This is a genomic window from Enterobacter sp. SGAir0187 (assembly GCF_002952735.2).
GTDB lineage: Bacteria > Pseudomonadota > Gammaproteobacteria > Enterobacterales > Enterobacteriaceae > Enterobacter > Enterobacter quasiroggenkampii.
Window position 1 is genome coordinate 3,891,902 of sequence record NZ_CP025034.2, and the last position, 25,962, is coordinate 3,917,863.

The window sequence follows — 25,962 nt, forward strand, 5'->3', positions numbered from 1 at the left end:
GGCGATCATGAATACATTAGAAAACACCATCGGCAACACACCTCTGGTCAAGCTTCAGCGCATGGGGCCAGACAACGGCAGCGAAATCTGGGTCAAACTCGAAGGCAATAACCCGGCGGGGTCGGTGAAAGACCGCGCGGCACTGTCAATGATTGTCCAGGCCGAAAAGCGCGGCGAGATTAAGCCGGGCGACGTGCTGATTGAAGCCACCAGCGGCAACACCGGTATCGCCCTGGCGATGATTGCGGCGCTGAAAGGCTACCGCATGAAGCTGCTGATGCCGGATAACATGAGCCAGGAGCGCCGCGCCGCGATGCGTGCCTACGGGGCCGAGCTGATTCTGGTGACCAAAGAGCAGGGGATGGAAGGCGCGCGCGACCTGGCGTTAGAAATGGCCGAGCGCGGTGAAGGTAAACTGCTCGATCAGTTTAATAACCCGGACAACCCGTACGCGCACTACACCACCACCGGCCCGGAAATCTGGCAGCAAACCGACGGGCGAATCACCCATTTTGTCTCCAGCATGGGCACCACCGGCACCATTACCGGGGTATCGCGTTTTCTGCGCGAGCAGGATAAAGCCGTCACCATTGTGGGCCTGCAACCGGAAGAGGGGAGCAGCATTCCGGGCATTCGCCGCTGGCCGGCGGAGTATATGCCCGGCATTTTTAATGCACAGCTTGTGGACCTGGTGCTGGATCTTCACCAGCGCGAGGCGGAAAATACCATGCGTGAGCTGGCCGTCCGCGAAGGTATCTTCTGCGGCGTCAGCTCGGGCGGCGCGGTAGCGGGTGCGATGCGGGTAGCGCAGGCAAACCCGGGTGCGGTAGTGGTGGCGATTATTTGCGATCGCGGCGATCGCTATCTCTCTACCGGCGTCTTTGGTGAAGAGAGTTATTCGCAGGGGGCGGGGATTTAAGCGTCATGGAGATGATTCTATTCCGGGATAATACCCGGGCGCAGCAAACCGATATTGTCGCCGTGCAGTCGCAGGTGGTGTACGGCAGCGTGGGGAACAGCATTGCGGTACCGAATATTCGTACCCACAGGCTGAACGTTACCGCCGTGCCGACGGTACTGTTCAGCAACACGCCACACTATGACACCTTCTACGGCGGCGTGATCCCCGATGAGTGGTTCAGCGGCTACCTGAAGGCGCTGGAAGAGCGCGAGATCCTGCGCGAGCTTAAGGCGGTCACCACCGGCTATATGGGCAGTGCCAGCCAGATCGTCCTGCTGGCGCAGTGGCTGAAAGCGGTCAAAGCGCAGCATCCTGACCTGCTGGTGCTGGTTGACCCGGTTATCGGCGATATCGACAGCGGGATGTACGTGAAGCCTGAGATCCCCGAAGCGTATCGGGAGCACCTGCTGCCGCTGGCGCAGGGGATCACGCCAAACGTCTACGAGCTGGAAGTGTTAAGCGGCAAACCATGCCGTACGCCGGAAAGCGCCATCGCGGCGGCACAGGGACTGCTCTCCGACAGCCTGAAATGGGTGGCGATCACCAGTGCGCCGGTTGCCGACGATCCGCGAAACATCCACGTGGTGCTGGTCTCACGCGAGGGCGTCACCGTCAGCGCGCATCCGCGCGTAGAGACCGATCTGAAGGGAACGGGCGATCTGTTCTGTTCAGAGCTGGTGAGCGGCATTGTTGAGGGGAAAACTGTTGCCGATGCCATTCGCATGGCCGGCGATCGGGTGACGGACGTGATGCTCTATACCCAGTCGAAAGGCTACGACGAGCTTATTCTGCCGGCATAAACAAAAATGGCGCCCGAAGGCGCCATTTTACTGTGCGGCAAGAATTACTTCTTGATGCGGATAACCGGGGTTTCACCCACGGTGACGCTGCCAGACAGTTTGATCAGCTCTTTGATTTCGTCCATGTTGGAGATAACAACCGGAGTCAGGGTAGACTTGGCTTTTTCTTCCAGCAGTGGCAGATCGAATTCAATCACCGGGTCGCCAACTTTAACACGCTGGCCTTCTTCCGCGATACGTTTGAAGCCTTCGCCTTTCAGTTCAACGGTGTCGATACCGAAGTGAACGAACAGTTCGATACCGCTATCAGATTCGATAGAGAACGCATGGTTGGTTTCAAAAATTTTACCGATGGTGCCGTCAACTGGAGCAACCATTTTGTTGCCAGTTGGTTTGATAGCAATGCCATCACCAACGATTTTCTCAGCAAACACTACATCCGGCACGTCTTCGATGTTGACGATCTCGCCGGAGAGCGGAGCAACAATCTCAATAGTTCCGGAGTCTTTCTTATCATCAGAAACCAGAGATTTCAGTTTATCGAACAAACCCATGATCTTCTCCTAAGCAGTAATTTGGGCCGCATCTCGTGGATTAGCAGATTGTTTTTTCTTCAATGAACTTGTTAACCAGCGTCATTAACTCGTCCGTTGTCGGTTGAGCAAGAGCCTGCTCTGCTAACACCTTCGCATCTTCGAAGTTCGTGTTACGGATAATCTTCTTAATGCGCGGGATGGAAATGGCGCTCATAGAGAATTCGTCCAGACCCATACCCAGCAACAGAAGTGTAGCACGTTCGTCGCCTGCAAGCTCACCACACATGCCAGTCCATTTACCTTCTGCATGAGAAGCATCAATAACTTGCTTGATCAAGTTCAGTACGGACGGTGACATTGGCTGGTAGAGATGTGAAATCATATCATTACCACGGTCAACTGCCAGGGTGTACTGTGTTAAATCATTGGTACCGATACTAAAGAAATCAACTTCTTTGGCTAAATGACGCGCAATGGTCGCCGCCGCTGGTGTTTCCACCATCACGCCGATCTCGATTGACTCGTCAAATGCTTTACCTTCGTCGCGCAGTTCCTGTTTGTAGATTTCGATCTCTTTCTTCAGTGCACGCACTTCTTCAACAGAGATGATCATCGGGAACATGATGCGCAGCTTACCGAACGCAGAGGCACGCAGGATCGCGCGAACCTGGTCACGCAGGATCTCTTTACGATCCATTGCGATACGGATTGCACGCCAGCCCAGGAACGGGTTCTCTTCTTTCGGGAAGTTCATGTACGGCAGCTCTTTGTCGCCACCGATGTCCATGGTACGGACGATAACCGCCTGAGAGCCACACGCTTCAGCCACGGCTTTATACGCGGCAAACTGCTCTTCTTCTGTAGGCAGCGCGTCGCGGTCCATGAACAGGAATTCAGTACGATAGAGACCGACGCCTTCCGCACCGTTGCGCTCAGCGCCATCAACGTCGCGGACGGTACCGATGTTTGCGCACACTTCAACCTGATGGCCGTCCAGGGTGATGGCTGGCAGGTCTTTCAGCTTAGCAAGTTCCGCTTTTTCAGTCGCAACCTGCTCCTGAACCGCGCGCAGTTTATCGATCTCTTCATTGGTTGGGTTGACGTAAACCAGATTGTTTACGGCATCCAGAATCAGATAGTCGCCGTTTTTCACCTGAGAGGTGACGCTACCGGTACCCACGATGGCAGGCAGTTCCAGAGAACGCGCCATGATAGAGGTGTGGGAGGTACGGCCACCCGCGTCGGTGATGAAACCGAGGACCTTTTTCAGGTTCAGCTGTGCGGTTTCAGATGGGGTGAGGTCAGCAGCAACCAGGATCACTTCATCCTGAATTGCGCTCAGGTCGATAATGGCCAGACCCAGGATGTTGCGCAGCAGGCGCTTACCGATGTCACGTACGTCAGCCGCACGCTCTTTCAGGTATTCATCATCCAGTTCTTCCAGGGCAGTTGCCTGACCTTCGATAACTTCATGCGCAGCCGCGTCGGCCGTCATGCCTTTATCTTTAATGAGGGCTATGATTTCCTGCTCCAGCTCCTCATCTTCGAGCAGCATGATGTGCCCTTCGAAGATGGCTTCTTTTTCTTCACCGAAAGTTTCGCCAGCTTTAGTTTTGATTGCTTCCAGTTGCGCAGATGCCTTGGCACGACCGCTCAGAAAACGTTCAACTTCCTGATCAACCTTGTCGGCAGAAATTTTTTTCCGGTCGATGACGATCTCGTCTTCTTTCAGCAGCAGTGCTTTGCCGAAAGCGATACCCGGGGATGCTAAAATGCCTGAAATCATAACCCTACCTTACTTGTGACTGATATTTAAAAGAACCCGGAAACTTACTCGAGCTCAGCCATCAGTTTTACCAGATGCTCAACTGCTTTCTGCTCGTCTTCACCTTCCGCAGAGATGGTGACAACGGTGCCCTGAGTCAGGCCCAGAGTCTGCAGTTTGAACAGGCTTTTTGCGCTCGCGCTTTTGCCGTTGGAAGTCACAGTGATTTCAGAAGAAAAGCCTTTTGCTTCTTTAACAAACTGAGCAGCAGGGCGGGTGTGCAGACCGTTCGGAGCGGTAATGGTAACTTCTTGCTGGAACATTGTATTTCCCCAACTTATAGGTTTAGTGTTGTGGAACTAAAGTCTAGCCTGGCGACTGAACTTTAGCCTGTATTGTTAGCGCTGACGTTTCGATCGTCATTAAACATTATGCAGCGAAAGCAAGACTTGAACCAAATCATAAAATCGATTCAGCAAGGCTATTTCGTTCGCTGATTAATTTCACGCATCAAAATAATTGCTGGTTTAAATACCAGACCCAACGGGGTGAAGCAATGCCAGGAGGGGTAAAAGTTTGAAGCAGGCCACAAAAAAGCACCTAAAAAGGTGCTTTTTTACGCGTTATTAACATGCTGGCACTACTGTTGCAGCTCTTTTTCAGTGAAGAGATCGGCAAACAGCGCGGTGCTCAAGTAACGCTCACCCGAGGAAGGAAGGATAACCACAATATTCTTATTGGTAAAGGCTTCATCTTCCTGAAGCTTGAGCGCTGCCGCAACGGCCGCACCGGAAGAGATACCCGCCAGAATACCTTCTTCATCCATCAGGCGACGCGCGGTAGAGATGGCTTCTTCGTTCGTAATGGTGATCACTTTATCGATCAGCTTCAGATCCAGGTTGCCCGGAATGAAGCCTGCCCCAATACCCTGAATTTTGTGCGGGCCGGGTTTGAGCTCTTCCCCCGCCAGCGCCTGGGTGATAACCGGTGAGTCAGTCGGCTCAACGGCAACGGTAATCAGATCTTTTTTACCTTTCGTGCCTTTAATATAGCGTGACACGCCGGTCAGCGTACCGCCGGTACCCACGCCGGAGATAAAGACGTCAACCTGGCCGTCGGTATCCTCCCAGATTTCAGGGCCTGTGGTCTTCTCGTGAATTTCCGGGTTAGCCGGGTTGCTGAACTGCTGCAGCAGCAGATATTTCGCCGGATCGCTGGCCACAATCTCTTCGGCTTTCTGAATGGCACCTTTCATGCCCTTCGCGCCTTCGGTCAGTACCAGGTTCGCGCCCAGCGCTTTCAGCAGCTTACGACGCTCGATGCTCATGGTTTCAGGCATGGTCAGCGTCAGCTTGTAGCCGCGCGCGGCAGCAACATAGGCCAGAGCGATCCCGGTATTGCCACTGGTCGGTTCCACCAGTTCAACGCCAGGCTTCAGTACGCCACGTTTTTCAGCATCCCAAATCATGTTTGCACCGATGCGGCATTTTACGCTGAAGCTCGGGTTACGTGATTCGACCTTCGCCAGGATGCGTCCATTACCGATACGGTTCAGTCGAACCAGGGGCGTATGACCGATAGTCAGCGAGTTGTCTTCATAAATCTTACTCATGGCCTGTCCTTAACTGTATGAAATTGGGATACCGACCCAGCATACCTGCTAAGCAGGTGGGGGGAAGTAAGGAATTCGCATATCTATATACTGCAAGGAAATAATGGGGATCAGTATGGAATAAGGGGCGGCATAAGCCACCCCTGCTTTACACATTTTTGCATTATTTCCATAACGCGTGCTTAGCACGGTAGTGGTCCACCCACATTGCCGTCGCGCCACAGACGGCGACGGGCATGATGAACAGATTCAGGAATGGGATCAGGGTAAACAGGCTGGTCAGCGCACCAAACTGCATATTGGCAACCTTCTGGCTGCGCAGGGCGGTGCGCATCTCTTTAAACGGCACCTTGTGGTTGTCGAACGGATAGTCGCAGTACTGGATGGCCAACATCCAGGCGCTGAACAGGAACCACAGCACCGGTGCCACCGTCTGGCCAATGCCGGGCACAAAATAGAGGATAAGCAGCACAACCGCGCGGGGCAGGTACCAGGCGAACTTTTGCCATTCACGCTTCATAATGCGAGGGAGGTCTTTCATGATCCCCCATATGCCGGTGTCCGGCGGTGTTGCACCGGTAAGGCGCGCTTCCAGCTGTTCCGCCAGCAAACCGTTAAACGGTGCGGCTATCCAGTTTGCAATCGTTGAGAAGAAGTAGCCAAACACCAGCAGCACGGAGATCACCGCCACCGGCCAGAGCAGGTAGTTAAGCCACTGCAGCCAGTTTGGCACATGGCTCATCAGCGACGGGATCCAGCTCTCCAGCTTTGTGAACAGCCACCAGAACGCGCCGCCCATCAGAATAATGTTGATCAACAGCGGCAGGATGACGAAGCGTCGAATACCCGGCAGGGAGACCAGTTTCCAGCCCTGAGAAAAATACCAGACGCCGCTGCGCGGGGGGGAAGAAGATGTTGAAACCATAGCCAGGCTGTACTCCTTTTTACACAACCAGTGGAATTGCCCGCCTATATTATCCACTTACGGACCAATGACCAGTTCGGAAATGTTCGAAAAACCAGCAAAAAGCACGATTTCCTTCATCTTTATGCTGTGAATGCTCTGCACACACTTGCACTTGACGTAAACGGCAAATACTCTTAGTGAGTAAATGTTTGCCGTGGTGGCAAGGTGTTAGAACAACAGAGAATATAATGATGCAGGATTTGCGTCTGATATTAATCATTGTTGGCGCGATCGCCATAATCGCTTTACTGGTACATGGTTTCTGGACCAGCCGTAAAGAGCGTTCCTCGATGTTTCGCGATCGCCCACTGAAGCGCATGAAGTCCAGTCGTGACGACGATGACAGTGAAGATGACATCGATGGAAGCGACGACGACGGCGTGGGTGAAGTTCGTGTTCATCGGGTCAATACTGCGCCCGGCGTAGGCCATGGGGAGCATGAAGCGCCTCGTCCTTCGCAGCACCAGTATCAACCGCCGTATGCTTCTGCACAGCCGCGCCAGCCAGCGCCGCAGCCTGTGGAAGAACCGGTGCGCCAGCCGCCGCAACAGCCTGTCTATCAGCAGCCTGCTGCGCCACAGCCGGTTCAACAGCAACCGGTGCAGCAGCCCGTGCAACAGCAGCCTGCACAGCCGGTACCACAACCGCAGCAGCCTGTTCATGTTCAACCTGCGCCGCAGCCCGCGCCAGCCCCGCATGTTGAGCCTGAGCCCGTTGCAGAGCCAGAACCGGTTGTTGAAAAACCGCAGCGTAAAGAAGCGGTGATCATCATGAACGTGGCCGCGCATCACGGTAGCCATCTCAACGGTGACGTTCTGCTTAACAGTATTCAACAGGCAGGCTTCAAGTTTGGCGATATGAACATTTTCCATCGCCACCTGAGTCCTGACGGTAGCGGCCCGGCGCTGTTCAGCCTGGCCAACATGGTTAACCCAGGTACCTTTGATCCGGACATGACCGGTGATTTCGTTACGCCTGGCGTCACTATCTTTATGCAGGTGCCGTCTTATGGCGACGAACTGCAAAACTTTAAGCTGATGCTGCAGTCCGCTCAGCATATCGCTGACGAAGTCGGTGGTGTGGTGCTCGACGATCAGCGTCGAATGATGACGCCGCAGAAATTGCGCGAGTATCAGGACCGCATCCGCGAAGTTAAGGAAGCTAACGCGTAATCGCCGCGTTGACTTCAACTCCTCCTCAACCCCCGCATGTCGGGGGTTTTTTCTCATTGATGGTGTGATATGGACTCAATCGAACAACAACTCACTGAACTGCGAACCACGCTTCGCCATCATGAATATCTCTATCATGTTATGGACGCGCCGGAAGTCCCGGATGCGGAGTATGACCGCCTGATGCGCGAGTTACGCGAATTAGAGGCGCAGTATCCTGAACTCATCACGCCGGATTCCCCCACCCAGCGCGTCGGCGCAGAGCCGCTGGGGGCCTTCAGCCAGGTGCGTCATGAAGTGCCGATGCTGTCGCTGGATAACGTCTTCGATGAAGAGAGCTTCCTCGCGTTTAACAAGCGCGTGCAGGATCGCCTGAAAACAACTGAGTCAATAGTTTACTGCTGTGAGCTCAAGTTTGATGGACTGGCGGTTAATATTTTATACGAGGATGGGATTTTAAAGCATGCGGCAACTAGGGGAGATGGTGCCCTCGGAGAAGATATTACGAATAATATTCGAACAATCAGATGCATACCTTTAAAACTACATGGTAAAGGAATTCCAAAGCGTATAGAGATACGAGGTGAAGTTTTCATTAACCAATCAGACTTCGAGGCGATGAATGAAAACGCCCGGCGAAAGGGGGGGAAAGTTTTTGCAAACCCTCGAAATGCAGCTGCTGGATCCTTAAGGCAACTTGATTCAAGTGTGACTGCGACCAGACCTCTTACATTCAAATGCTATGGCACAGGCCTTGTTGAGGATGCAAATATGGCTGACACACATATTGAACGGTTGGAACAATTGCACAGTTGGGGCTTGCCAATAAGTAAAGCGACTAAATTATGTAATGGCCCTTATAAAGTGATTGAATTCTATAAAAATATAGAAGCAGAGAGATCAACATTAGGTTTTGATATTGATGGTTTAGTTGTGAAGGTAAACTCTCTTAAACTACAGGAAAAACTGGGATTTGTCGCTAGGGCTCCGAGGTGGGCAACTGCCTTCAAATTTCCTGCTCAAGAACAAATCACCAGATTAAGAGATGTTGAGTATCAGGTTGGCAGAACTGGTGCTGTAACACCGGTAGCTCGTTTAGAGCCAGTACAAGTAGCAGGAGTTGTTGTCCAAAATGCGACTTTACACAATGCTGATGAAATAGAGCGCCTTGGTCTAAGAAGAAATGATCACGTAATCGTCCGTCGTGCAGGGGATGTCATCCCTCAAATCGTTGGGGTGGTTGAGTCTATGCGGACTGACGATGCACCTTTATTCATTTTCCCTAAAACTTGCCCGGTATGTCATTCCTTGATTGAACGAGTGGAAGGCGAAGCTGTTGCTCGATGTACTGGTGGCTTAATCTGTAGGGCGCAGCGTAAGGAATCACTGAAGCATTTTGTCTCCCGTCGGGCAATGGACGTAGATGGTATGGGCGACAAAATCATCGAGCAGTTAGTAGAAAAAGAATATGTTCATACACCCGCAGATCTCTTTAAGCTTAGGACAGAAGAACTTTCCGGCCTGGACCGCATGGGGCCAAAGTCAGCCCAGAACGTAGTTAACGCGCTGGAAGCCGCCAAAGAGACCACCTTCGCCCGCTTCCTGTACGCGCTGGGCATTCGTGAGGTGGGTGAGGCGACGGCTGCGGGGCTGGCAGCATACTTTGGTACGCTGGAGGCGCTGGAAAAGGCGAGCATCGAGGAGCTGCAGAAAGTCCCGGATGTTGGCATCGTCGTTGCCACGCACGTCTTTAACTTCTTCGCCGAAGAGAGCAACCGTAACGTCATCGGCGAACTGCTGGAAGAGGGCATCAAATGGCCCGCGCCGGTGGTGGTTAATGCTGAAGAGATCGACAGTCCGTTCGCCGGTAAAACGGTGGTGCTGACCGGCAGCCTGAGCCAGCTTTCACGCGACGACGCCAAAGCCCGTCTGGTGGCGCTGGGGGCCAAAGTGGCGGGCAGCGTGTCGAAGAAAACCGACCTGGTGATTGCCGGAGAAGCGGCGGGTTCGAAGCTGGCGAAAGCCCAGGAGCTCGGCATTGAGGTTATCGACGAAGCGGAAATGATGCGTCTGTTAGGAGAGTAACGTGGAGAAAGAGCAGCTCATTGAGATCGCCAATACCGAGATGCCGTTCGGAAAATACAAGGGCCGCAGGCTGATTGATTTGCCGGAGGAGTATCTGCTGTGGTTTGCCCGTAAGGATGAATTTCCGGCAGGGCGACTGGGCGAGCTGATGGCGATAACGTTACTGATCAAAACCGAGGGGCTGACCCAGCTGGTGCAGCCCCTGAAACGTCCTTAAGCCTTCGCGGCGCGGGTCGCTTCCTGCGCCAGCTTTTCGGTCTGGCGCTTGTAGCGACGCGCCAGCACCGCGCAGACCATCAGCTGGATCTGATGGAAAATCATCAGCGGCAGTACCATCATCCCAATCACCGAGGTCGGGAACAGAATGTTGGCCATCGGGATGCCGTTCGCCAGGCTCTTCTTCGAACCGCAGAACACAATCGTAATTTCATCCGCTTTGTTGAAGCCGCACTTACGTGCCACAAAGACGTTTACCGCTATTACAATCGCCAGCAGGACAATGCTGACCACCACGATAAACAGCAGCGAGCCTGCCCCCACCTTGTGCCAGATCCCGTTCACGACCGCTTCGCTGAAGGCGGAGTAAACCACCAGCAGAATCGAGGTCTGGTCGGTTTTTGAAATCCATTTTTTATGCTTCGCCACAAATGCGCCGGTCCACGGACGGGAGAGATGACCCAGGACAAAGGGCAGCAGCAGCTGCAGACAGATTTTGCCCACCTGCTCAAGGTTACCTTCCGCACCGTGCATGTTCATCAGCAGGCCCACCAGCAGCGGCGAGACGAAAATCCCCAGCAGGCTGGAGGCTGATGCCGAGCAGACCGCGGCCGCCACGTTCCCTCCCGCGAGAGAGGTAAAGGCAATGGCGGACTGCACCGTGGCCGGAAGAATACAGAGATACAGGAAGCCGGTGTAGAGCGCCGGGTCGACGTTAACCGGCGCCCACCAGGCAAACAGCACCCCGAGGATCGGGAACAGAATAAACGTGCTGCACATCACCCAGAGGTGGAGTCGCCAGTGGCTACCGCCCGCGATAATGGCTTCACGGGAGAGTTTTGCGCCGTGCATAAAGAACAGCAGCGCGATGGCGGCCGTCGTCAGCCCTTCAAAGAACGGGACGAACCCGCCGCGAGCGGGAAAGAACGAGGCCAGTAAAACGGTAACCACCAGAGTGAGCGTAAACGGATCAACAATACGAAATAGTTTCATAATGACTCCTGAAAACAGATGTCGCTATTGTGCTTTTTTCCATTTGAGAAATAAAATTGATTTATTGCATCCATTCATGAATTAAACAGATGAATTATTCTTTACGCCAGCTTCGTATTTTCGTCACCGTCGCCCATGCCCGCAGCTTTAGCCGGGCAGGGGAGATGATTGGCCTGAGCCAGTCGGCGGTCAGCCACAGCGTGAAAGAGCTGGAGAATCAGACGGGGGTAAGATTACTCGATCGTACCACGCGCGAAGTGGTGTTGACCGAAGCCGGACAGCAGCTGGCTCTGCGCCTTGAACGGCTGCTGGATGAGCTGAACAGCACGCTCAGAGACGTGGGGAGACTGGGCCAGCAGCTTTCGGGTACCGTGCGGGTCGCGGCCAGCCAGACGATCTCTGCGCACCTTATTCCGCAGTGTATAGCCGAGGGCAGTCATCGCTATCCTGACATTGATTTTGTCCTGCATGACAGGCCGCAACAGTGGGTGCTGGAGAGCATCCGTCAGGGAGATGTCGATTTTGGTATTGTTATCGATCCCGGTCAGGTGAGCGATCTGGCGTGCGAAAGCATACTTTCGGAGCCCTTTTTGCTGCTCTGTCGTGACGATGATCCGCTGGCCACGTTGCCGGAGGTCAGCTGGCAGTCACTGCAGGGCGCGAACCTGGTTTTACAGGATTATGCCTCGGGTAGCCGTCCGCTGATTGATTCCGCGCTGGTGATTCAGGGCGTAAAGGCAACGATTGTCCAGGAGATTGGTCACCCGGCAACGCTGTTTCCCATGGTGGAAGCCGGCATTGGCATCAGCGTATTGCCCGCCCTGGCGCTTCCCCTGCCGCAGGGAAGTCGACTGGCCGTGAAGCGGTTGACGCCCGTTGTCGAGCGAAAGCTAATGCTGGTGCGGCGAAAAAATCGTTCACTCTCGGGGGCGGCGCAGGCTATCTGGGAAGTGGTGCGTATCCAGGCACAACGATTAACCGAAGCCCGCATACGCGACCCACTGTTTAACGCGTCAGAAGATTAGATGTAGATATCAATCTGATTAGTGTCTGTCGGGCTGTTCACCCCTTCCACTTTGCCCAGCTTTTGATCCTGCTTCTTCTGGGCCTCTTCGGCCTGCTGGCGCATCAGTGCGGCAAGCTGTGCCTGCAGCACTTTGATTTGTGTCTGAATGAGCTCCTGCTGCTTCTTCTTATCTTCGACGCTCCCTGCGCTGTTTGCCAGCTCGCTTAACTGCTGAGTCAGCTTTTGGATTTTGTCGAGAATGCGGGTGATTTGCGCAGAGATATCGTTACCGTTGGAAGCCCCACTCCCGCTACTGCTGGTTTGAATAGGTTGGGTTGATGCCTGAATGGTCGTCATACTTTTTCCTCGCATGATAAAACAGAGGTATCGGCACCGGCGGGATTAGCTTGAGCAAAACTGTCATTTCTGGCAGGGAGTTACATCGATACACAATCAGTATTGATGGTGCGGTGAAAGTGTATTGGAGGTCACCGGCAGGCTGCGGATATAAGACGTAAGTCATGCGATCCCCGCATCGCGATCTTCATCCTTAAGGAGCCTCTATGACCTTCTCGAATAATCCGTGGTACTGCGCCGACATCATTCGCGCCGCTAAGCCGAACTTCACGCCTCGCGTGGGGTTTATTCTCGGCTCTGGCCTGGGCGCCCTTGCCGACCAGATTGATGACGCCGTTTCCCTGAGCTACGAAACGCTGCCTGGCTTCCCGGTGAGCACCGTGCATGGCCATGCCGGGGAGTTGGTGCTCGGGCATCTGGCCGGGGTGCCGGTTGCCTGCATGAAGGGACGCGGCCATTTCTATGAGGGGCGCGGGATGGCTATCATGACCGATGCGATCCGCACCTTTAAGCTGCTGGGGTGCGAACTGCTGTTTAGCACCAATGCGGCGGGCTCGTTGCGCCCGGACGTTCAGCCAGGCAGCCTGGTTGCTCTGAGCGACCATATTAACACCATGCCGGGCACGCCGATGGTAGGGCTGAACGATGAGCGCTTTGGCGAGCGTTTCTTCTCGCTGGCCAATGCTTACGACGCGGATTACCGCGACATTCTGCAAACCGTGGCGACGAAAGCCGGCTTCCCGCTCCATGAAGGGGTGTTTGTTTCTTATCCCGGTCCGAACTTCGAGACGGCGGCCGAGATCCGCATGATGCAAATTATCGGCGGCGATGTGGTAGGCATGTCCGTAGTGCCGGAAGTGATTTCCGCGCGTCACTGCGGCCTGAAGGTCGTGGCCGTTTCTGCGATTACCAATCTCGCGGAAGGGCTGGGCGATATCAAACTCTCTCATGAACAAACCCTCGCTGCCGCTGAGCTTTCCCGTCAGAACTTTATCAATCTTATCTGCGGTTTTCTTCGCCATATTGCCTGAGTAAAACAATAAAGTGGCCCGTGAGGGCCACACTGCTATAAGGAATGGGTTATGAGCATCACGACTCGCTTAAAGATGATGTCCTTTATGCAATATTTTATCTGGGGGAGCTGGCTGGTTACCCTCGGCGCTTACATGATTAACACCCTACACTTTACCGGCTCCGACGTGGGCATGGTGTACAGCTCCAAAGGACTTGCCGCGATTGTTATGCCCTCGCTGGTGGGAATTATTGCCGACAAATGGCTGCGGGCTGACCGCGCCTACGTGATTTGTCATCTCGTTTGCGCCGTCGCGCTCTGCTATGCCGCACAGGTCAATGAGCCGGGCCTGATGTTCTGGGTCATGCTGGTGAATGCGATGGCCTTCATGCCCACGATTGCGCTGTCGAATACGATTTCTTACTCCTGTCTTGAACAAGAAGGGCTGGATACGGTGAGCCATTTCCCACGAGTGCGGGTGTATGGCACCGTGGGCTTTATTGCCGCGATGTGGACCATAAGCCTGATGGGGGCGGAGCTGAGCAACCTGCAGCTCTATATGGCGGCTGCCGCGTCCGTGCTGCTGGCGCTCTATTCTCTGACATTGCCAGCCATTCCGGTGGTGAAAACAAAAACGTCTCCGTCGCTGGCCAGCAAGCTGGGCCTCAATGCGTTTGTTCTGTTTAAACAGCCCCGCATGGCGGTGTTCTTTTTATTCGCGATGCTGCTGGGGGCCGTGCTGCAGATAACTAACACGTTTGGCAGCCCCTTCCTGCATGATTTTGCGCGTAATCCGGCGTATGCCGATAGCTTTATCGTCAACTATCCGTCCATCCTGCTCTCCGTTTCGCAAATCTCTGAAGTGTTCTTCATTCTGACCATTCCGTACTTCCTCGGACGCTTTGGTATTAAAACGGTCATGCTGATGAGCATGGTGGCCTGGATGCTGCGGTTTGGGCTGTTTGCCTTTGGCGATCCGTCTGCAACAGGCTTTGTGCTGCTCATGCTCTCAATGATTGTCTACGGCTGCGCGTTCGACTTTTTCAATATTTCCGGCTCGGTGTTTGTCGAACAGGAGGTGAGCGCCGATATCCGCGCCAGCGCACAGGGGCTGTTTATGACAACCGTTAACGGTATCGGGGCCTGGTTCGGATCGGTATTGAGCGGTATGGCCGTCGATTATTTCTCGGTGGACGGAGTGAAGGACTGGCAGACGATCTGGCTGGTATTCGCGGCCTATGCCCTGGCGCTCGCGGTGGTGTTTTATTTCAGCTTTAACTATCGCCATACCTGTAAAAACAGCGAGATGCGCACAGTTGCGCACTAAATTTCCCCTCTGGACGATGAAAGGCTTTAAGGTAGGCACCTAAGTGTTATCGCCAGGATATGTTTTGATGGAACGCGCCTATCGGACCGATCTCAAGCTGCTGCGCTATTTTCTGGCCGTGGCGGAGGAGCTGCATTTTGGACGGGCTGTGGCCCGTCTCAATATGTCGCAGCCGCCGTTGAGCCTGCATATTAAAGAGCTGGAAAGCCAGCTGGGGACGTTACTGTTTATTCGCCACTCGCGGAGCGTCGCGTTGACGCATGCCGGTAAGGTGCTGATGGAAGAGTCCCGTCGTTTGCTTGCCGGTGCAAACCAGGCGCTGGCTCGCGTTGAGCAGATTGGCCGGGGGGAGGCAGGGCGCATTGAGCTGGGTATTGTCGGTACCGCCATGTGGAGTGAGGTGCGCACGGTGATGCGCGCTTTTTTGAAATCGCACCCGAATGTAGATGTCGTATTCCGCGAGAAATCCCCGGTCATGCAGATGGCGCTGCTTGAGCGCCGGGAGCTGGATGTGGGCATCTGGCGAATGGCAACCGAGCCCACCGCTGGGTTTACCAGCGTACGGTTACGCGAGGCCGCTTTTCTGGTGGCGATGCCGGAAGATCACCGGCTGGTGAGCGAATCATCGATTGCGCTCGCAGAGTTGCAGGACGAGTATTTTGTCACGATGCCTTCAGCGCATTCTGACTGGGCATTTTTACATCGCGTCTGCCAGCAGGCCGGGTTTTCGCCGATGATCGTGCGTGAAGCCGTTGAGCCGCAAACGGTACTGGCGATGATCAGCATGGGCATGGGGATTACGCTTGCCGCGGACAGTTACGCGCAAATGCAGTGGCCGGGCGTGGTGTTCCGTCCGCTGAAAGAGCGTATACCGGCAGATTTGTATGTGGTGTATGACGAGAAGCAGGCGACGCCCGCGGTGAAGACATTGATTGCGACGTTAACAATGTAAATCGCAGATAGCAAAAAAGCGCCTTTAGGGCGCTTTTTTACATTGGTGGGTCGTGCAGGATGACTCGCTTCGCTCGCCCTTCGGGCCGTCGCCGTAAACGGCTCCGGTGCCTCACTGCGTTCGGCTCGAACCTGCTGCAGGTTCGAATCATCCAGATCGCAGATAGCAAAAAAGCACCTTTAGGGCGCTTTTTTACATTGGTGGGTCGTGCAGGATTCGAACCTGCGACCAATTGATTAAAAGTCAACTGCTCTACCAACTGAGCTAACGACCCGAAATGGTGGGCGATGACGGGCTCGAACCGCCGACCCCCTCCGTGTAAAGGAGATGCTCTACCAACTGAGCTAATCGCCCATTTCGGAACTGCTGCGATAAGGTGAGAATGGTGGGCGATGACGGGCTCGAACCGCCGACCCCCTCCGTGTAAAGGAGATGCTCTACCAACTGAGCTAATCGCCCAATCTCAATTCTTATCTACACTGCGAGCCTACCGAAGTAGATGGTGGGTGATGACGGGCTCGAACCGCCGACCCCCTCCGTGTAAAGGAGATGCTCTACCAACTGAGCTAATCACCCCCGCTGTGTGGAGTCGCATTATAGGGAGAGTTGAAAATGAGTCAACGCATTTTCTAAAGTTTTTATTCGTTCGTCGTAAAATTAAGCAAAACGATCGCGAAACGGGCAGCGGCGCATGATTTCTAAACAAAAATCGCAAACTCGGGCCCGATTCAGGGAACAACATTGAGGAATCGCCGCACAGTGATAGAATATTGCCCATCGTTTTTTCCCAGGATTTGCCGATTGCCGGCATCTTTATAACGTAAGGCCATTTCATGAAAATCAAAACTCGCTTCGCGCCGAGCCCGACAGGCTATCTGCACGTCGGTGGTGCACGTACCGCTCTCTATTCCTGGCTTTTCGCACGCCACAACAAAGGTGAGTTCGTGCTGCGTATTGAAGACACCGATCTTGAGCGCTCCACCCCAGAAGCAATTGAAGCCATTATGGATGGGATGAACTGGCTGAACCTGGAATGGGACGAAGGTCCCTATTTCCAGACCAAACGCTTTGACCGCTATAACGCCGTCATTGATGAGATGCTGGTCGCGGGCACGGCGTATAAGTGCTACTGCTCCAAAGAGCGTCTGGATGCGCTGCGCGAAGAGCAGATGGCGAACGGTGAAAAGCCGCGTTATGACGGCCGCTGCCGCCATGACCACAGCGAGCATGCTGCTGATGAGCCTTGCGTCGTGCGTTTTGCTAACCCGCAAGAGGGGTCTGTGATCTTTGACGACCAGATCCGTGGCCCGATCGAATTCAGCAACCAGGAGCTGGACGACCTGATCATCCGTCGTACCGATGGCTCCCCAACCTACAACTTCTGCGTGGTGGTTGACGACTGGGATATGGAAATTACCCACGTTGTGCGCGGTGAAGACCACATCAACAACACGCCACGTCAGATCAACATTCTGAAGGCGCTGAACGCGCCGGTGCCTGTCTATGCGCACGTCTCCATGATCAACGGTGATGACGGCAAAAAACTGTCTAAACGCCACGGTGCGGTGAGCGTCATGCAGTATCGCGACGACGGCTATCTGCCAGAAGCGCTCCTGAACTATCTGGTGCGTCTGGGCTGGGCCCACGGTGACCAGGAGATCTTCAGCCGCGAAGAGATGATCGAACTCTTCTCTCTGAGCTCTGTCAGCAAATCCGCCAGCGCGTTTAACACCGACAAGCTGCTGTGGCTGAACCATCACTACATCAATACCATGCCGCCAGAATATGTGGCGACGTATCTGCAGTGGCACATTGAGCAGGCAAATATTGATACCCGCACGGGCCCTGAGCTGGCGGATCTGGTGAAACTGCTCGGCGAGCGCTGCAAAACGCTGAAAGAGATTGCTGAAAGCTGCCGCTACTTCTATGAAGAGTTTGATGCGTTCGATGCGGACGCCGCGAAGAAACACCTCCGCCCGGTTGCGCGTCAGCCGCTGGAAGTGGTGCGTGACAAGCTGGCTGCCCTCACCGAGTGGACCGCTGAGAATGTGCATCACGCCATTCAGGCGACGGCGGACGAGCTGGAAGTCGGTATGGGTAAAGTCGGTATGCCACTGCGCGTTGCGGTGACCGGTGCAGGTCAGTCTCCGGCGCTGGACGTAACGGTTCATGCCATCGGCAAATCACGCAGCGTGGCGCGCATTAACAAGGCGCTGGACTACATCGCTGAACGTGAAAATCAGCAGTAATCACGTCTAAGAAAACAAACGGCAGGGTAACCTGCCGTTTTTTTTATGCCTCTTTTTCCGCGATACCCAGACGTGTAAGAAAACCGTGAATGCCTTCGCGTTTCAGAAAGGCGTCCAGACGCTTCTGTTCTGACGGCGTCATACTCTCCAGCGTCTCTATAATGCCTGGAGACAGGTTTGAAGAGGGGCCATTATAGGCAGACGTGGCCTCCGCGAGATGGTAAACCGCCTGACGGTTGCGGATCGCCGGGAGACTCATTATATGTTCCTTCACGCGTGCATCGACATGAACGAGCCGAGCGCGACCGCCTTTCACGCCGTTGAGCCCTTCGGTTTTCCACCCCTGCTGACGTATCCAGCGATTGACCGTTTGTCTGGCGACACCCAAACTTTCCGCCAGCTCTTCCGTGGTCATTTTGCTCCGTAATCTTTTCATATCAGTCCCGATCGCGTATCCCTAAACGTTGCAACAATCCGGTGATCCCCTCCCGTAATAACAGCGATGTCATCTGCTTCTGCTCTTCCGGCGTCATTTCATTAGCCAGCGTCAGGAGGAGGGTATGAAGCGAACGATCATGGCTGGTGCCTTCTGGCAGTTCGGATGTTTCGCTTGCCCGACGTGCGCTGCGGATAAAGTCACGGACTTTTTCGTTCACATGTACCAGACGCGCTTTTCCGCCCTGGACGCCTGGTTTTGGTGACGTAATCCAACCCTCTTTGCGTACCCATTTATTGATGGTCTGGCGGCTATAGCCAGTGAGCAGGGCTAACTCTTCTGGCGTCATTCGTTCCTTGATCATACAATTTCCTGAATATCTGTGGGGTTAATTAACGGCTCATTTTATAGCACCGTTTTACGTGAAAACGTGACAGGCTTAACTCCTGATTACGAGCACGCTCGCAAAGTGATTCATTTGCATGATTTTTCGGCGATCGAACGGCGGTCATTGATTTTGCCGTTGACACTCCGCAGCGGAATTCATATTATGCCGCCCGTCAACATGACAGCTTTACGATGGGGCTATAGCTCAGCTGGGAGAGCGCTTGCATGGCATGCAAGAGGTCAGCGGTTCGATCCCGCTTAGCTCCACCAAACTCTGAACCCAACAGAGTGCGGTCAGTAAAGTCACATGTGGGGCTATAGCTCAGCTGGGAGAGCGCTTGCATGGCATGCAAGAGGTCAGCGGTTCGATCCCGCTTAGCTCCACCAAAATTGTAAACCCTCGTCATATGACGAGGGTTTTTTTTATCTGTTTGTAACGTCCATTACTGCATTTTGTTATCAAAAAGAAGGTATTCCTGTACCTCTCCTCAATCGACATCAATAAACCAGTCTATAAATAGACTTGAACTTGATTCGTGCAATTAATAAACCTATTATCCATCCGGTCAATGATTCGGACGGATAATATACTCATCAGCTTAATGAATAGAAAAACGTACAATAATGTAAAGATATTTATAATTGCCCTGACACTTTGTCTGATTGCGGTACCTGTCTCCCGTTATCTTTCTCCTCGCGCAATTGTTAATGGTCATGACGTTTATTTAGCATGGTTGCCACTCAGCGTGATGCTGGCGGTAATTTTGATATTTGGGCGCCGGGCAATTCTTCCCATTGTGTTAGGTTTTACTGTCACTAATTTATTTTATATTAATTTAGCACCGCTACAATATTTAGTTTTGCTTTTCTGTCAGACCTTTGCGCTGTTCGCGGCGTGCGGCCTGCTGCGCCTTATGCTGGGCAAGCGCTGGCGCCACAGCATTCCTAACAAGCACATTGGGCTACGTATATTCTGGCTCGGTTTTATGGTGCCGTTAGGTATTAAGCTGTCGATGTATATGGCAGGCTATTTGTTTGATTTTCCGGTGACTATTTCAACCTATTTTGGCGAAGGAACGGTAATTTATAACGTTGTGGATATTCAAAGCCTGATATGCGCGGGGCTGATTTTTACCATGATGTTCTATTACCCATTAAGAATGATAATTAATCCTCGTTATGCCATCGCCTTCTGGCGGCGAAGCGTGAAGCCCGTGCTTTATCACAAGAATCCATTATATATTTTTGTCTGGCTGATACTTTTAGGCTTCATTCTCGTCACTTTATGTGGTCCTTTTGAATCACCGGTCATTGCGGGCTATTTGATGCCGTTGATTTTTATTCTTTTTACCTTAGCAATAAGCCGCCTGACCTATGCGTTGATTTCTCTGCTGTGGGCCACCTCAGCGCTCCTGCTGTTGACCTACAACTACAACTTCCTAAATGGGGTGGAATCGGGCCATTCGCTCTCCTTTATCCTCTCCGTGCTGATCTCTTTCGCCATCTGCTTGCTTTACATGTCGCGAATTTACCAGCGCAGCGAGTGGCTGAAGCGGGGCTGGCAGGACAGGGCGCTGACCGATCCTCTTACCGGTTTGCCCAATATTCGTGCGCTGGAGGATTACCTTGAAATCCATCCGGATGCCAAAGTGTGCATTCTGCGCATGGACAATCTGGAGTTTTTGAGCCGCCACTACGGCATTATTATGCGGGTCCACTGCAAACGAACGATCGCCACGTCGCTTCAACCGCTCCTGCAAAAAGATGAGCTGCTCTTCCAGCTGCCCGGAAGCGAGCTGGTGCTGGTCTTGCTCGGGCCGGAAATTGCTGAACGTCTCCAGCATATGGTCGAACGGCTCAACAGCAATAAGATTTTCTGGAACAACACCGGGCTGGATATTGAGTTTGGCGCGTCCTGGGGAATGGTCGAAAACGGCGAAAAGCTGCATCACACGCTGGGGCAACTGAGCTGGCTGGCAGAACAGGCCTGCGGAGAGCAAAACGTACTCGCGCTCACGAATAGCCTTGAGGCGGCCTCAGGACAGACGACAGAGCGTGTCCTGATGCTGGCGCGGATTAAGCATGCCCTGGAGGCGGGGCAGTTCCATTTGTATGCGCAGCCGATCCAGAAGGCAGACGGGAGTGGGTACTATGAAATCCTGACGCGAATGGAGAGCGAGGGGGAGATTATTACCCCTGACCGCTTTATTCCGCTGATTGCGCAGTTCAACCTCAGCCACCGGTTTGATATGTGCGTCATGGAAAAATTACTGGTGTGGCTGCGCGATAACACTGCAACGCAGGCTGGCGCTCGTTTCTCTGTCAATCTGATGCCGCTGACGCTGATGCAAAAAGAGGTAGCGACCGAGATTTGCGCGCTCTTTGAACGGTACGGCGTTGCGCCGCAGGCCGTCGTGATTGAGATCACCGAAGAGCAGGCCTTCTCAAACTCTGGCTGCAGCATCAACAATATTCAACAGCTGCGGGATTACGGTTTCCGGATTGCCATTGATGATTTTGGTACTGGCTACGCCAACTACGAGCGTCTCAGACGCCTGCAGGCAGATATCATTAAAATTGACGGCTGTTTTGTGAAAGACATTTGTACCGACGATATGGATGCGATGATCGTCCAGTCGATGTGTAATCTGGCGAAGACGAAATCGCTGTGCGTTGTAGCGGAATATGTGGAAACACCGGCACAGCGGGAGATGCTGCTCCGCTTTGGTGTGGATTACCTGCAGGGCTACCTGATTGGCAAACCCAAACCGCTGGAAGAATTACGGGCATAAAAAAACCGGGAGCCAGGCTCCCGGTTTTTCTTTAGCGATAAACGTTACAGGACCAGTGCCGCAATGGACGCGGACAGGACGCTCACCAGCGTAGAGCCATAAACCAGCTTCAGGCCAAAGCGAGAAACCACGTTACCTTGCTCTTCGTTCAGGCCTTTAATCGCACCCGCGATAATCCCGATGGACGAGAAGTTCGCGAAGGAGACCAGGAACACGGACAGAATACCCACTGCACGTGGAGAGAGGGAGCTGGCAATTTTCTGCAGATCCATCATCGCAACGAATTCGTTAGAAACCAGCTTGGTTGCCATGATACTGCCCACCTGCAGCGCTTCGTGAGCCGGAACACCCATCACCCATGCAACCGGGTAGAAGATGTAGCCCAGAATTCCCTGGAAGGAGATACCCAGCACCGCGGCGAACAGGGCGTTCAGCCCAGAAATCAGCGCAATGAAGCCGATCAGCATGGCGGCAACGATAATCGCCACTTTGAAACCCGCCAGAATGTATTCACCCAGCATTTCGAAGAAGCTCTGGCCTTCGTGCAGGTTTGACATTTGGATGTTCTCTTCGCTGGCGTCAACGCGGTATGGGTTGATCAGCGACAGAACGATAAAGGTGCTGAACATGTTCAGAACCAGCGCCGCAACAACATACTTTGGCTCCAGCATGGTCATATATGCGCCCACGATAGACATGGAAACGGTAGACATTGCGGTTGCCGCCATGGTGTACATGCGGTTGCGGGACATTTTGCCGAGAATATCTTTATACGCGATGAAGTTCTCAGACTGACCGAGGATCAGGGAACTGACGGCGTTGAAAGATTCCAGCTTACCCATGCCGTTCACTTTGGATAACAGAAAGCCAATTCCACGGATCACGAACGGCAGAACGCGGATGTGCTGCAGAATACCGATCAGCGCGGAGATGAAGACGATAGGGCAGAGAACCTTCAGGAAGAAGAACGCCAGGCCTTCGTCGTTCATTTTACCGAAGACAAAGTTGGTCCCTTCGTTGGCAAATCCGAGCAGTTTTTCGAACATTTCGGAGAAGCCTTTCACGAAGCCGAGGCCTACGTTGGAGTTCAGGAAGAACCACGCAAGTAAAACTTCAATGACCAGCAGTTGGACAACATAACGAATACGAATTTTTTTGCGGTCTGTGCTGACCAGCAATGCGAGTGCAGTAACGACAACAAGTGCCAGGACAAAATGAAGGACGCGGTCCATATTTGCTCCAAATATGAGGCAGGTTTAATTTTCGTGCACATTCTATGTAACAACCGAAAAGAAAACGAGATCGAGGACACACTATAGTTACATCCTGTGACGAGTCTCAAAAATAGTGATCCACAATACATTTTTGTTATGTTAGGTAAATGAGTGAAAAGTTAAGTTTGTGTGCTAGTCTTCACAAAAGCGCGCGCGATTTCAGTTTCTGTTAGATCGCCCCACTTACCCGCCCGTCTATCGTTCAAAACTATCAGAGAAATCACTGTAAACTTCACAAATGAACTTGATAATCATTCTCATTTTGATAGCATTAAACATAGCAAAGGCTATATTTCAGAGGCAGAAATGACAAACAGTCGCGTAGAGGGTAGCAGTGGCAGAGCCGCGCGCAAGTTGCGGTTCGCATTAATGGGACCTGCGTTCATCGCTGCCATTGGCTATATCGATCCAGGTAACTTTGCGACCAATATTCAGGCCGGGGCCAGCTTCGGCTATAAGCTGCTGTGGGTGGTCGTCTGGGCTAACCTGATGGCGATGCTGATTCAGATGCTCTCCGCAAAACTGGGGATTGCGACGGGCAAAAACCTGGCGGAGCAAATTCGTGACCATTATCCGCGTCCCGCCGTCTGGCTCTACTGGGTTCAGGCTGAAATCATCGCCATTGCTACTGACCTCGCTGAATTTATCGGCGCAGCAATCGGCTTTAAGCTGATACTGGGCGTGTCGCTGTTGCAGGGGGCGGTACTGACCGGGATTGCCACGTTCCTGATCCTGATGCTACAGCGTCGGGGTCAAAAGCCGCTGGAGAAGGTCATTGGCGGTCTGCTGCTGTTTGTGGCGGCGGCCTATATTGTCGAACTGATTTTCTCACAGCCGAATCTGGCGCAGCTCGCTAGAGGGATGGCGATCCCAAGCCTGCCAACCTCGGAAGCGGTGTTCCTGGCCGCCGGCGTGCTGGGGGCGACCATCATGCCGCACGTGATTTATCTGCACTCCTCGCTGACTCAGCATCTCCACGGGGGGACGCGTAAAGAGCGTTACTCCGCCACCAAGTGGGACGTGGCGATCGCCATGACCATCGCGGGGTTTGTCAATCTGGCGATGATGGCTACTGCAGCCGCAGCTTTCCACTTTAACGGTCATACCGGTATTGCCGATCTCGACCAGGCGTATCTTACGCTGGAGCCGTTGCTGAGCCATGCTGCCGCCACGATATTTGGCCTTAGCCTGGTGGCTGCTGGTCTCTCTTCTACGGTGGTGGGTACGCTGGCAGGCCAGGTGGTGATGCAGGGATTTGTTCGGTTCCACATTCCGCTGTGGGTTCGTCGCTCTGTAACCATGCTCCCGTCGTTTATTGTAATTCTGATGGGGCTCGATCCCACGCGAATTCTGGTCATGAGCCAGGTGCTGCTGAGTTTTGGTATTGCGCTGGCGCTGGTGCCGCTGCTGATCTTTACCAGCGATAAAACCCTGATGGGCGAGCTGGTCAACTCAACGCTGGTGAAACGGACCGGATGGGCCATCGTGGTGGTAGTGGTGGCGCTGAACCTGTGGCTGCTGATTGGCACAGCGTTGGGTCTCTAACACAAAAAAGGAGCCGCAGGGGCTCCTTTTTTATTAGTGATGGTGGCCGTGGCCATGACCTTTGCCGTGACCCCAGCCGCCGCGACGGTCGTCACGATCGTTCCAGCCTTCGCGGTAGCCGCGCTCATACGCGTTGTCTTTATACCAGCCGCGGTGTCTGCCGTTATCATGTTTCCACCAGCGGTCGCCGCGCCACTCATAGTGACGATGCCAGTAATCACGGTCGCGCCAGTAGCCGCCGTCCCAGTATCTGCCGTAGTCGTCACGATCGCCAATTTGTAATTTTACTGATGGCAACAGGGTGATTTCGCCCGCAGTGGCGATCAGCGGCGCCGAAGCCAGTAATACCGCTGCAAGAATCAGTGACCTGAACATACTCTTTCTCCTTCACGATCGGGGCCTTTGTTGGGCCTGTTAACGCAATTTTACGAGTTGGTAAACCTTCGTATCATCGCCTCAACTCCGAATTCCTGGGTGAGAGCACTTTTTGCTAAAATCGGTGTTATTTTGAGCTGCTGAGGATCGCGTCTATGCGGGCCAATTCTTCCTCTGAGAAATGGCGGTTTGCCAGCATCCCCACGGCGTCATCAATCTGAGCCGCTTTACTTGCCCCAATCAGCACCGAGGTCACTTCCTCATGGCGTAATACCCAGGCCAGCGCCATCTGGGACAGCTTCTGGCCGCGACTTTCTGCCAGGGCATTCAGCTTCCTGACTTTTTCCAGCTTCTCTTCGGTGAGCTGATCGGGTTTAAGGAACTGACTGCCGCTTGCCGCGCGTGAGTCTGCAGGAATGCCGTTCAGATAGCGATTGGTCAGTTGCCCGCCAGCCAGCGGCGAGAAGGGAATACAGCCGACCCCTTTTTCCTGCAACACGTCCAGCAGTCCCGCTTCCGGCGCACGTTCAAAGAGGGAGTATTTCGGCTGGTGGATCAGGCAGGGTGTCCCGAGGTCATTAAGGATATCAATCGCCTGGCGAGCCAGAACAGCCGGGTAGTTGGATAATCCGACATACAGAGCCTTCCCCTGACGCACCACATGGTCAAGCGCTTTCATGGTTTCCTGCAGCGGCGTTTCCGGATCTGGCCGGTGATGATAGAAGATATCCACATACTCCAGTCCCATGCGCTTCAGGCTTTGATCGAGGCTTGCCAGCAGATATTTGCGCGATCCCCAGTCGCCGTAAGGACCCTCCCACATGGTATAACCCGCTTTGGTGGAGACGATCAGCTCGTCGCGCCAGGGCAGGAAATCCTCCTGCAAAATACGGCCGAAATTACGTTCGGCGGATCCGGGAGGCGGGCCATAGTTGTTGGCAAGGTCGAAATGCGTAATGCCCAGATCGAACGCACGCTGTAAAAGTTGACGGCTGTTTTCGATAAGGGTGGCGTCACCAAAGTTATGCCACAGCCCAAGCGAGATGGCGGGCAATCTGAGCCCGCTTCGTCCGCAGCGGCGATACTCCATTGTCCCGTAACGATTTTTGTCCGGCTGATAACCCATTTTCGTAACCTCTGGCG

General features: G+C 53.6%; 24 protein-coding genes, 6 tRNA genes and 1 other RNA gene. 14 read left to right on the forward strand and 17 right to left on the reverse strand.

All coding sequences use genetic code 11. The annotated features are described in order from the left end of the window. Positions 1 to 7 precede the first annotated feature (7 nt). Entirely contained in the window at positions 8 to 919 is a 912-nt protein-coding gene (gene cysM, locus CWR52_RS18760; RefSeq protein WP_104950396.1) for a cysteine synthase CysM, read from the forward strand. 5 nt (positions 920 to 924) lie between these two features. Next, the gene (pdxK, locus tag CWR52_RS18765; protein ID WP_104950397.1) at positions 925 to 1,761 is read left to right on the forward strand and encodes a pyridoxine/pyridoxal/pyridoxamine kinase; all 837 of its coding nucleotides are present in this window, start codon (positions 925 to 927) and stop codon (positions 1,759 to 1,761) included. A 44-nt stretch (positions 1,762 to 1,805) separates the two neighbouring features. Here the strand turns inward: pdxK and crr are convergent, their stop codons facing one another. The 5 genes from crr to cysZ all read right to left on the reverse strand — a co-directional run bounded on the left by crr (position 1,806) and on the right by cysZ (position 6,599). Continuing rightward, positions 1,806 to 2,315 carry a PTS glucose transporter subunit IIA gene (gene crr / locus CWR52_RS18770; RefSeq protein WP_003861316.1) on the reverse strand — a complete coding sequence of 170 codons (510 nt, stop codon included), beginning with the start codon at positions 2,313 to 2,315 and terminating at the stop codon, positions 1,806 to 1,808. A gap of 40 nt (positions 2,316 to 2,355) precedes the next feature. Continuing rightward, positions 2,356 to 4,083, reverse strand: a complete 1,728-nt coding sequence (gene ptsI / locus CWR52_RS18775; RefSeq protein WP_023332954.1) for a phosphoenolpyruvate-protein phosphotransferase PtsI — start codon at positions 4,081 to 4,083, stop codon at positions 2,356 to 2,358. Between the two features lie 44 nt (positions 4,084 to 4,127). Beyond that, the gene (gene ptsH, locus CWR52_RS18780) at positions 4,128 to 4,385 is read right to left on the reverse strand and encodes a phosphocarrier protein Hpr (RefSeq protein WP_045909449.1); all 258 of its coding nucleotides are present in this window, start codon (positions 4,383 to 4,385) and stop codon (positions 4,128 to 4,130) included. A 317-nt stretch (positions 4,386 to 4,702) separates the two neighbouring features. Then, entirely contained in the window at positions 4,703 to 5,674 is a 972-nt protein-coding gene (cysK, locus tag CWR52_RS18795; protein WP_045909448.1) for a cysteine synthase A, read from the reverse strand. A gap of 163 nt (positions 5,675 to 5,837) precedes the next feature. Beyond that, positions 5,838 to 6,599: a sulfate transporter CysZ gene (gene cysZ / locus CWR52_RS18800; protein WP_104950398.1), complete on the reverse strand. Its 762-nt coding sequence runs from the start codon at positions 6,597 to 6,599 to the stop codon at positions 5,838 to 5,840. A gap of 230 nt (positions 6,600 to 6,829) precedes the next feature. On the opposite strand from cysZ, the gene zipA reads away from it, so the two are divergent. From zipA to CWR52_RS18815, 3 genes are all read left to right on the forward strand, one after another. Continuing rightward, on the forward strand, positions 6,830 to 7,813 hold the full coding sequence (gene zipA, locus CWR52_RS18805) for a cell division protein ZipA (RefSeq protein WP_048226152.1): 984 nt from the start codon (positions 6,830 to 6,832) through the stop codon (positions 7,811 to 7,813). 69 nt (positions 7,814 to 7,882) lie between these two features. After that, entirely contained in the window at positions 7,883 to 9,898 is a 2,016-nt protein-coding gene (ligA, locus tag CWR52_RS18810; RefSeq protein ID WP_104950399.1) for an NAD-dependent DNA ligase LigA, read from the forward strand. Position 9,899: 1 nt separating this feature from the next. Beyond that, positions 9,900 to 10,115, forward strand: coding sequence for a DUF3820 family protein (locus tag CWR52_RS18815; RefSeq protein WP_104950400.1), 216 nt, complete (start codon positions 9,900 to 9,902; stop codon positions 10,113 to 10,115). On the opposite strand, the gene CWR52_RS18820 is transcribed toward CWR52_RS18815, so the two are convergent. Next, positions 10,112 to 11,107 (reverse strand): bile acid:sodium symporter family protein, encoded by a 996-nt coding sequence (locus tag CWR52_RS18820; RefSeq protein ID WP_045909444.1) that lies wholly within the window; start codon positions 11,105 to 11,107, stop codon positions 10,112 to 10,114. The genes CWR52_RS18815 and CWR52_RS18820 overlap by 4 nt on opposite strands. An 89-nt stretch (positions 11,108 to 11,196) precedes the next feature. Here CWR52_RS18820 and CWR52_RS18825 point away from each other — a divergent pair, with 89 nt between their 5' ends. Next, positions 11,197 to 12,132, forward strand: coding sequence for a LysR family transcriptional regulator (locus CWR52_RS18825; RefSeq protein WP_104950401.1), 936 nt, complete (start codon positions 11,197 to 11,199; stop codon positions 12,130 to 12,132). On the opposite strand, the gene CWR52_RS18830 is transcribed toward CWR52_RS18825, so the two are convergent. Next, positions 12,129 to 12,470, reverse strand: coding sequence for a FlxA-like family protein (locus tag CWR52_RS18830; protein ID WP_104950402.1), 342 nt, complete (start codon positions 12,468 to 12,470; stop codon positions 12,129 to 12,131). The genes CWR52_RS18825 and CWR52_RS18830 overlap by 4 nt on opposite strands. 206 nt (positions 12,471 to 12,676) lie before the next feature. Here CWR52_RS18830 and xapA point away from each other — a divergent pair, with 206 nt between their 5' ends. The 3 genes from xapA to CWR52_RS18845 all read left to right on the forward strand — a co-directional run bounded on the left by xapA (position 12,677) and on the right by CWR52_RS18845 (position 15,761). Further along, on the forward strand, positions 12,677 to 13,501 hold the full coding sequence (gene xapA, locus CWR52_RS18835; protein ID WP_104950403.1) for a xanthosine phosphorylase: 825 nt from the start codon (positions 12,677 to 12,679) through the stop codon (positions 13,499 to 13,501). 51 nt (positions 13,502 to 13,552) lie between these two features. After that, positions 13,553 to 14,809, forward strand: a complete 1,257-nt coding sequence (locus CWR52_RS18840) for a nucleoside permease (protein WP_104950404.1) — start codon at positions 13,553 to 13,555, stop codon at positions 14,807 to 14,809. A 67-nt stretch (positions 14,810 to 14,876) separates the two neighbouring features. Next, on the forward strand, positions 14,877 to 15,761 hold the full coding sequence (locus CWR52_RS18845; RefSeq protein ID WP_104950405.1) for a LysR family transcriptional regulator: 885 nt from the start codon (positions 14,877 to 14,879) through the stop codon (positions 15,759 to 15,761). 43 nt (positions 15,762 to 15,804) lie between these two features. On the opposite strand, the gene CWR52_RS18850 is transcribed toward CWR52_RS18845, so the two are convergent. The 5 genes from CWR52_RS18850 to CWR52_RS18870 all read right to left on the reverse strand — a co-directional run bounded on the left by CWR52_RS18850 (position 15,805) and on the right by CWR52_RS18870 (position 16,337). Further along, positions 15,805 to 15,933: non-coding RNA, RtT sRNA (locus tag CWR52_RS18850), on the reverse strand. A 26-nt stretch (positions 15,934 to 15,959) separates the two neighbouring features. Next, positions 15,960 to 16,035 (reverse strand) — tRNA-Lys (locus CWR52_RS18855). A gap of 4 nt (positions 16,036 to 16,039) precedes the next feature. After that, a tRNA-Val gene (locus tag CWR52_RS18860) sits at positions 16,040 to 16,115 on the reverse strand. Between the two features lie 29 nt (positions 16,116 to 16,144). Beyond that, positions 16,145 to 16,220: transfer RNA gene (locus tag CWR52_RS18865), tRNA-Val, on the reverse strand. A 41-nt stretch (positions 16,221 to 16,261) separates the two neighbouring features. Next, a tRNA-Val gene (locus CWR52_RS18870) sits at positions 16,262 to 16,337 on the reverse strand. Positions 16,338 to 16,594: 257 nt separating this feature from the next. On the opposite strand from CWR52_RS18870, the gene gltX reads away from it, so the two are divergent. Beyond that, positions 16,595 to 18,010, forward strand: a complete 1,416-nt coding sequence (gene gltX / locus CWR52_RS18875; protein WP_063622216.1) for a glutamate--tRNA ligase — start codon at positions 16,595 to 16,597, stop codon at positions 18,008 to 18,010. Positions 18,011 to 18,053: 43 nt separating this feature from the next. Here gltX and CWR52_RS18880 read toward each other — a convergent pair whose 3' ends face one another. Continuing rightward, positions 18,054 to 18,446, reverse strand: a complete 393-nt coding sequence (locus tag CWR52_RS18880) for a YfeC-like transcriptional regulator (protein ID WP_104950406.1) — start codon at positions 18,444 to 18,446, stop codon at positions 18,054 to 18,056. A 1-nt stretch (position 18,447) separates the two neighbouring features. Beyond that, positions 18,448 to 18,810, reverse strand: a complete 363-nt coding sequence (locus tag CWR52_RS18885) for a YfeC-like transcriptional regulator (protein ID WP_045909399.1) — start codon at positions 18,808 to 18,810, stop codon at positions 18,448 to 18,450. A gap of 217 nt (positions 18,811 to 19,027) precedes the next feature. Between CWR52_RS18885 and CWR52_RS18890 the strand changes: the two genes are divergently transcribed. The 3 genes from CWR52_RS18890 to CWR52_RS18900 all read left to right on the forward strand — a co-directional run bounded on the left by CWR52_RS18890 (position 19,028) and on the right by CWR52_RS18900 (position 21,625). After that, a tRNA-Ala gene (locus CWR52_RS18890) sits at positions 19,028 to 19,103 on the forward strand. A gap of 41 nt (positions 19,104 to 19,144) precedes the next feature. After that, positions 19,145 to 19,220, forward strand: a tRNA-Ala gene (locus tag CWR52_RS18895). A 215-nt stretch (positions 19,221 to 19,435) separates the two neighbouring features. After that, entirely contained in the window at positions 19,436 to 21,625 is a 2,190-nt protein-coding gene (locus tag CWR52_RS18900; protein ID WP_104950407.1) for a sensor domain-containing phosphodiesterase, read from the forward strand. Positions 21,626 to 21,669: 44 nt separating this feature from the next. Here CWR52_RS18900 and CWR52_RS18905 read toward each other — a convergent pair whose 3' ends face one another. Further along, positions 21,670 to 22,857: a NupC/NupG family nucleoside CNT transporter gene (locus CWR52_RS18905; protein WP_104950408.1), complete on the reverse strand. Its 1,188-nt coding sequence runs from the start codon at positions 22,855 to 22,857 to the stop codon at positions 21,670 to 21,672. Positions 22,858 to 23,205: 348 nt separating this feature from the next. On the opposite strand from CWR52_RS18905, the gene CWR52_RS18910 reads away from it, so the two are divergent. Continuing rightward, on the forward strand, positions 23,206 to 24,444 hold the full coding sequence (locus CWR52_RS18910) for an Nramp family divalent metal transporter (protein WP_104950409.1): 1,239 nt from the start codon (positions 23,206 to 23,208) through the stop codon (positions 24,442 to 24,444). Between the two features lie 33 nt (positions 24,445 to 24,477). Here the strand turns inward: CWR52_RS18910 and CWR52_RS18915 are convergent, their stop codons facing one another. Then, a complete protein-coding gene (locus CWR52_RS18915) occupies positions 24,478 to 24,819 on the reverse strand; it encodes a DUF2502 domain-containing protein (RefSeq protein WP_104950410.1) in 342 nt (113 codons plus the stop codon). Positions 24,820 to 24,946: 127 nt separating this feature from the next. Next, entirely contained in the window at positions 24,947 to 25,945 is a 999-nt protein-coding gene (gene mgrA, locus CWR52_RS18920) for an L-glyceraldehyde 3-phosphate reductase (protein WP_045909394.1), read from the reverse strand. Between the last annotated feature and the right edge of the window lie 17 nt (positions 25,946 to 25,962).

Bases quoted from the DNA above. Each gene is read 5' to 3' on its own strand.
- CWR52_RS18900 (WP_104950407.1), top strand. From the start codon at position 19,436: ATGAATAGAAAAACGTACAATAATGTAAAGATATTTATAATTGCCCTG.
- CWR52_RS18840 (WP_104950404.1), top strand. From the start codon at position 13,553: ATGAGCATCACGACTCGCTTAAAGATGATGTCCTTTATGCAATATTTT.
- CWR52_RS18845 (WP_104950405.1), top strand. From the start codon at position 14,877: ATGGAACGCGCCTATCGGACCGATCTCAAGCTGCTGCGCTATTTTCTG.
- CWR52_RS18820 (WP_045909444.1), bottom strand. From the start codon at position 11,107: ATGAAACTATTTCGTATTGTTGATCCGTTTACGCTCACTCTGGTGGTT.
- gltX (WP_063622216.1), top strand. From the start codon at position 16,595: ATGAAAATCAAAACTCGCTTCGCGCCGAGCCCGACAGGCTATCTGCAC.
- ptsI (WP_023332954.1), bottom strand. From the start codon at position 4,083: ATGATTTCAGGCATTTTAGCATCCCCGGGTATCGCTTTCGGCAAAGCA.
- zipA (WP_048226152.1), top strand. From the start codon at position 6,830: ATGATGCAGGATTTGCGTCTGATATTAATCATTGTTGGCGCGATCGCC.
- pdxK (WP_104950397.1), top strand. From the start codon at position 925: ATGGAGATGATTCTATTCCGGGATAATACCCGGGCGCAGCAAACCGAT.
- mgrA (WP_045909394.1), bottom strand. From the start codon at position 25,945: ATGGGTTATCAGCCGGACAAAAATCGTTACGGGACAATGGAGTATCGC.
- CWR52_RS18830 (WP_104950402.1), bottom strand. From the start codon at position 12,470: ATGACGACCATTCAGGCATCAACCCAACCTATTCAAACCAGCAGTAGC.
- ptsH (WP_045909449.1), bottom strand. From the start codon at position 4,385: ATGTTCCAGCAAGAAGTTACCATTACCGCTCCGAACGGTCTGCACACC.
- CWR52_RS18880 (WP_104950406.1), bottom strand. From the start codon at position 18,446: ATGAAAAGATTACGGAGCAAAATGACCACGGAAGAGCTGGCGGAAAGT.
- ligA (WP_104950399.1), top strand. From the start codon at position 7,883: ATGGACTCAATCGAACAACAACTCACTGAACTGCGAACCACGCTTCGC.
- xapA (WP_104950403.1), top strand. From the start codon at position 12,677: ATGACCTTCTCGAATAATCCGTGGTACTGCGCCGACATCATTCGCGCC.
- cysZ (WP_104950398.1), bottom strand. From the start codon at position 6,599: ATGGTTTCAACATCTTCTTCCCCCCCGCGCAGCGGCGTCTGGTATTTT.
- cysK (WP_045909448.1), bottom strand. From the start codon at position 5,674: ATGAGTAAGATTTATGAAGACAACTCGCTGACTATCGGTCATACGCCC.
- CWR52_RS18885 (WP_045909399.1), bottom strand. From the start codon at position 18,810: ATGATCAAGGAACGAATGACGCCAGAAGAGTTAGCCCTGCTCACTGGC.
- CWR52_RS18915 (WP_104950410.1), bottom strand. From the start codon at position 24,819: ATGTTCAGGTCACTGATTCTTGCAGCGGTATTACTGGCTTCGGCGCCG.
- CWR52_RS18905 (WP_104950408.1), bottom strand. From the start codon at position 22,857: ATGGACCGCGTCCTTCATTTTGTCCTGGCACTTGTTGTCGTTACTGCA.
- cysM (WP_104950396.1), top strand. From the start codon at position 8: ATGAATACATTAGAAAACACCATCGGCAACACACCTCTGGTCAAGCTT.
- crr (WP_003861316.1), bottom strand. From the start codon at position 2,315: ATGGGTTTGTTCGATAAACTGAAATCTCTGGTTTCTGATGATAAGAAA.
- CWR52_RS18910 (WP_104950409.1), top strand. From the start codon at position 23,206: ATGACAAACAGTCGCGTAGAGGGTAGCAGTGGCAGAGCCGCGCGCAAG.
- CWR52_RS18825 (WP_104950401.1), top strand. From the start codon at position 11,197: ATGAATTATTCTTTACGCCAGCTTCGTATTTTCGTCACCGTCGCCCAT.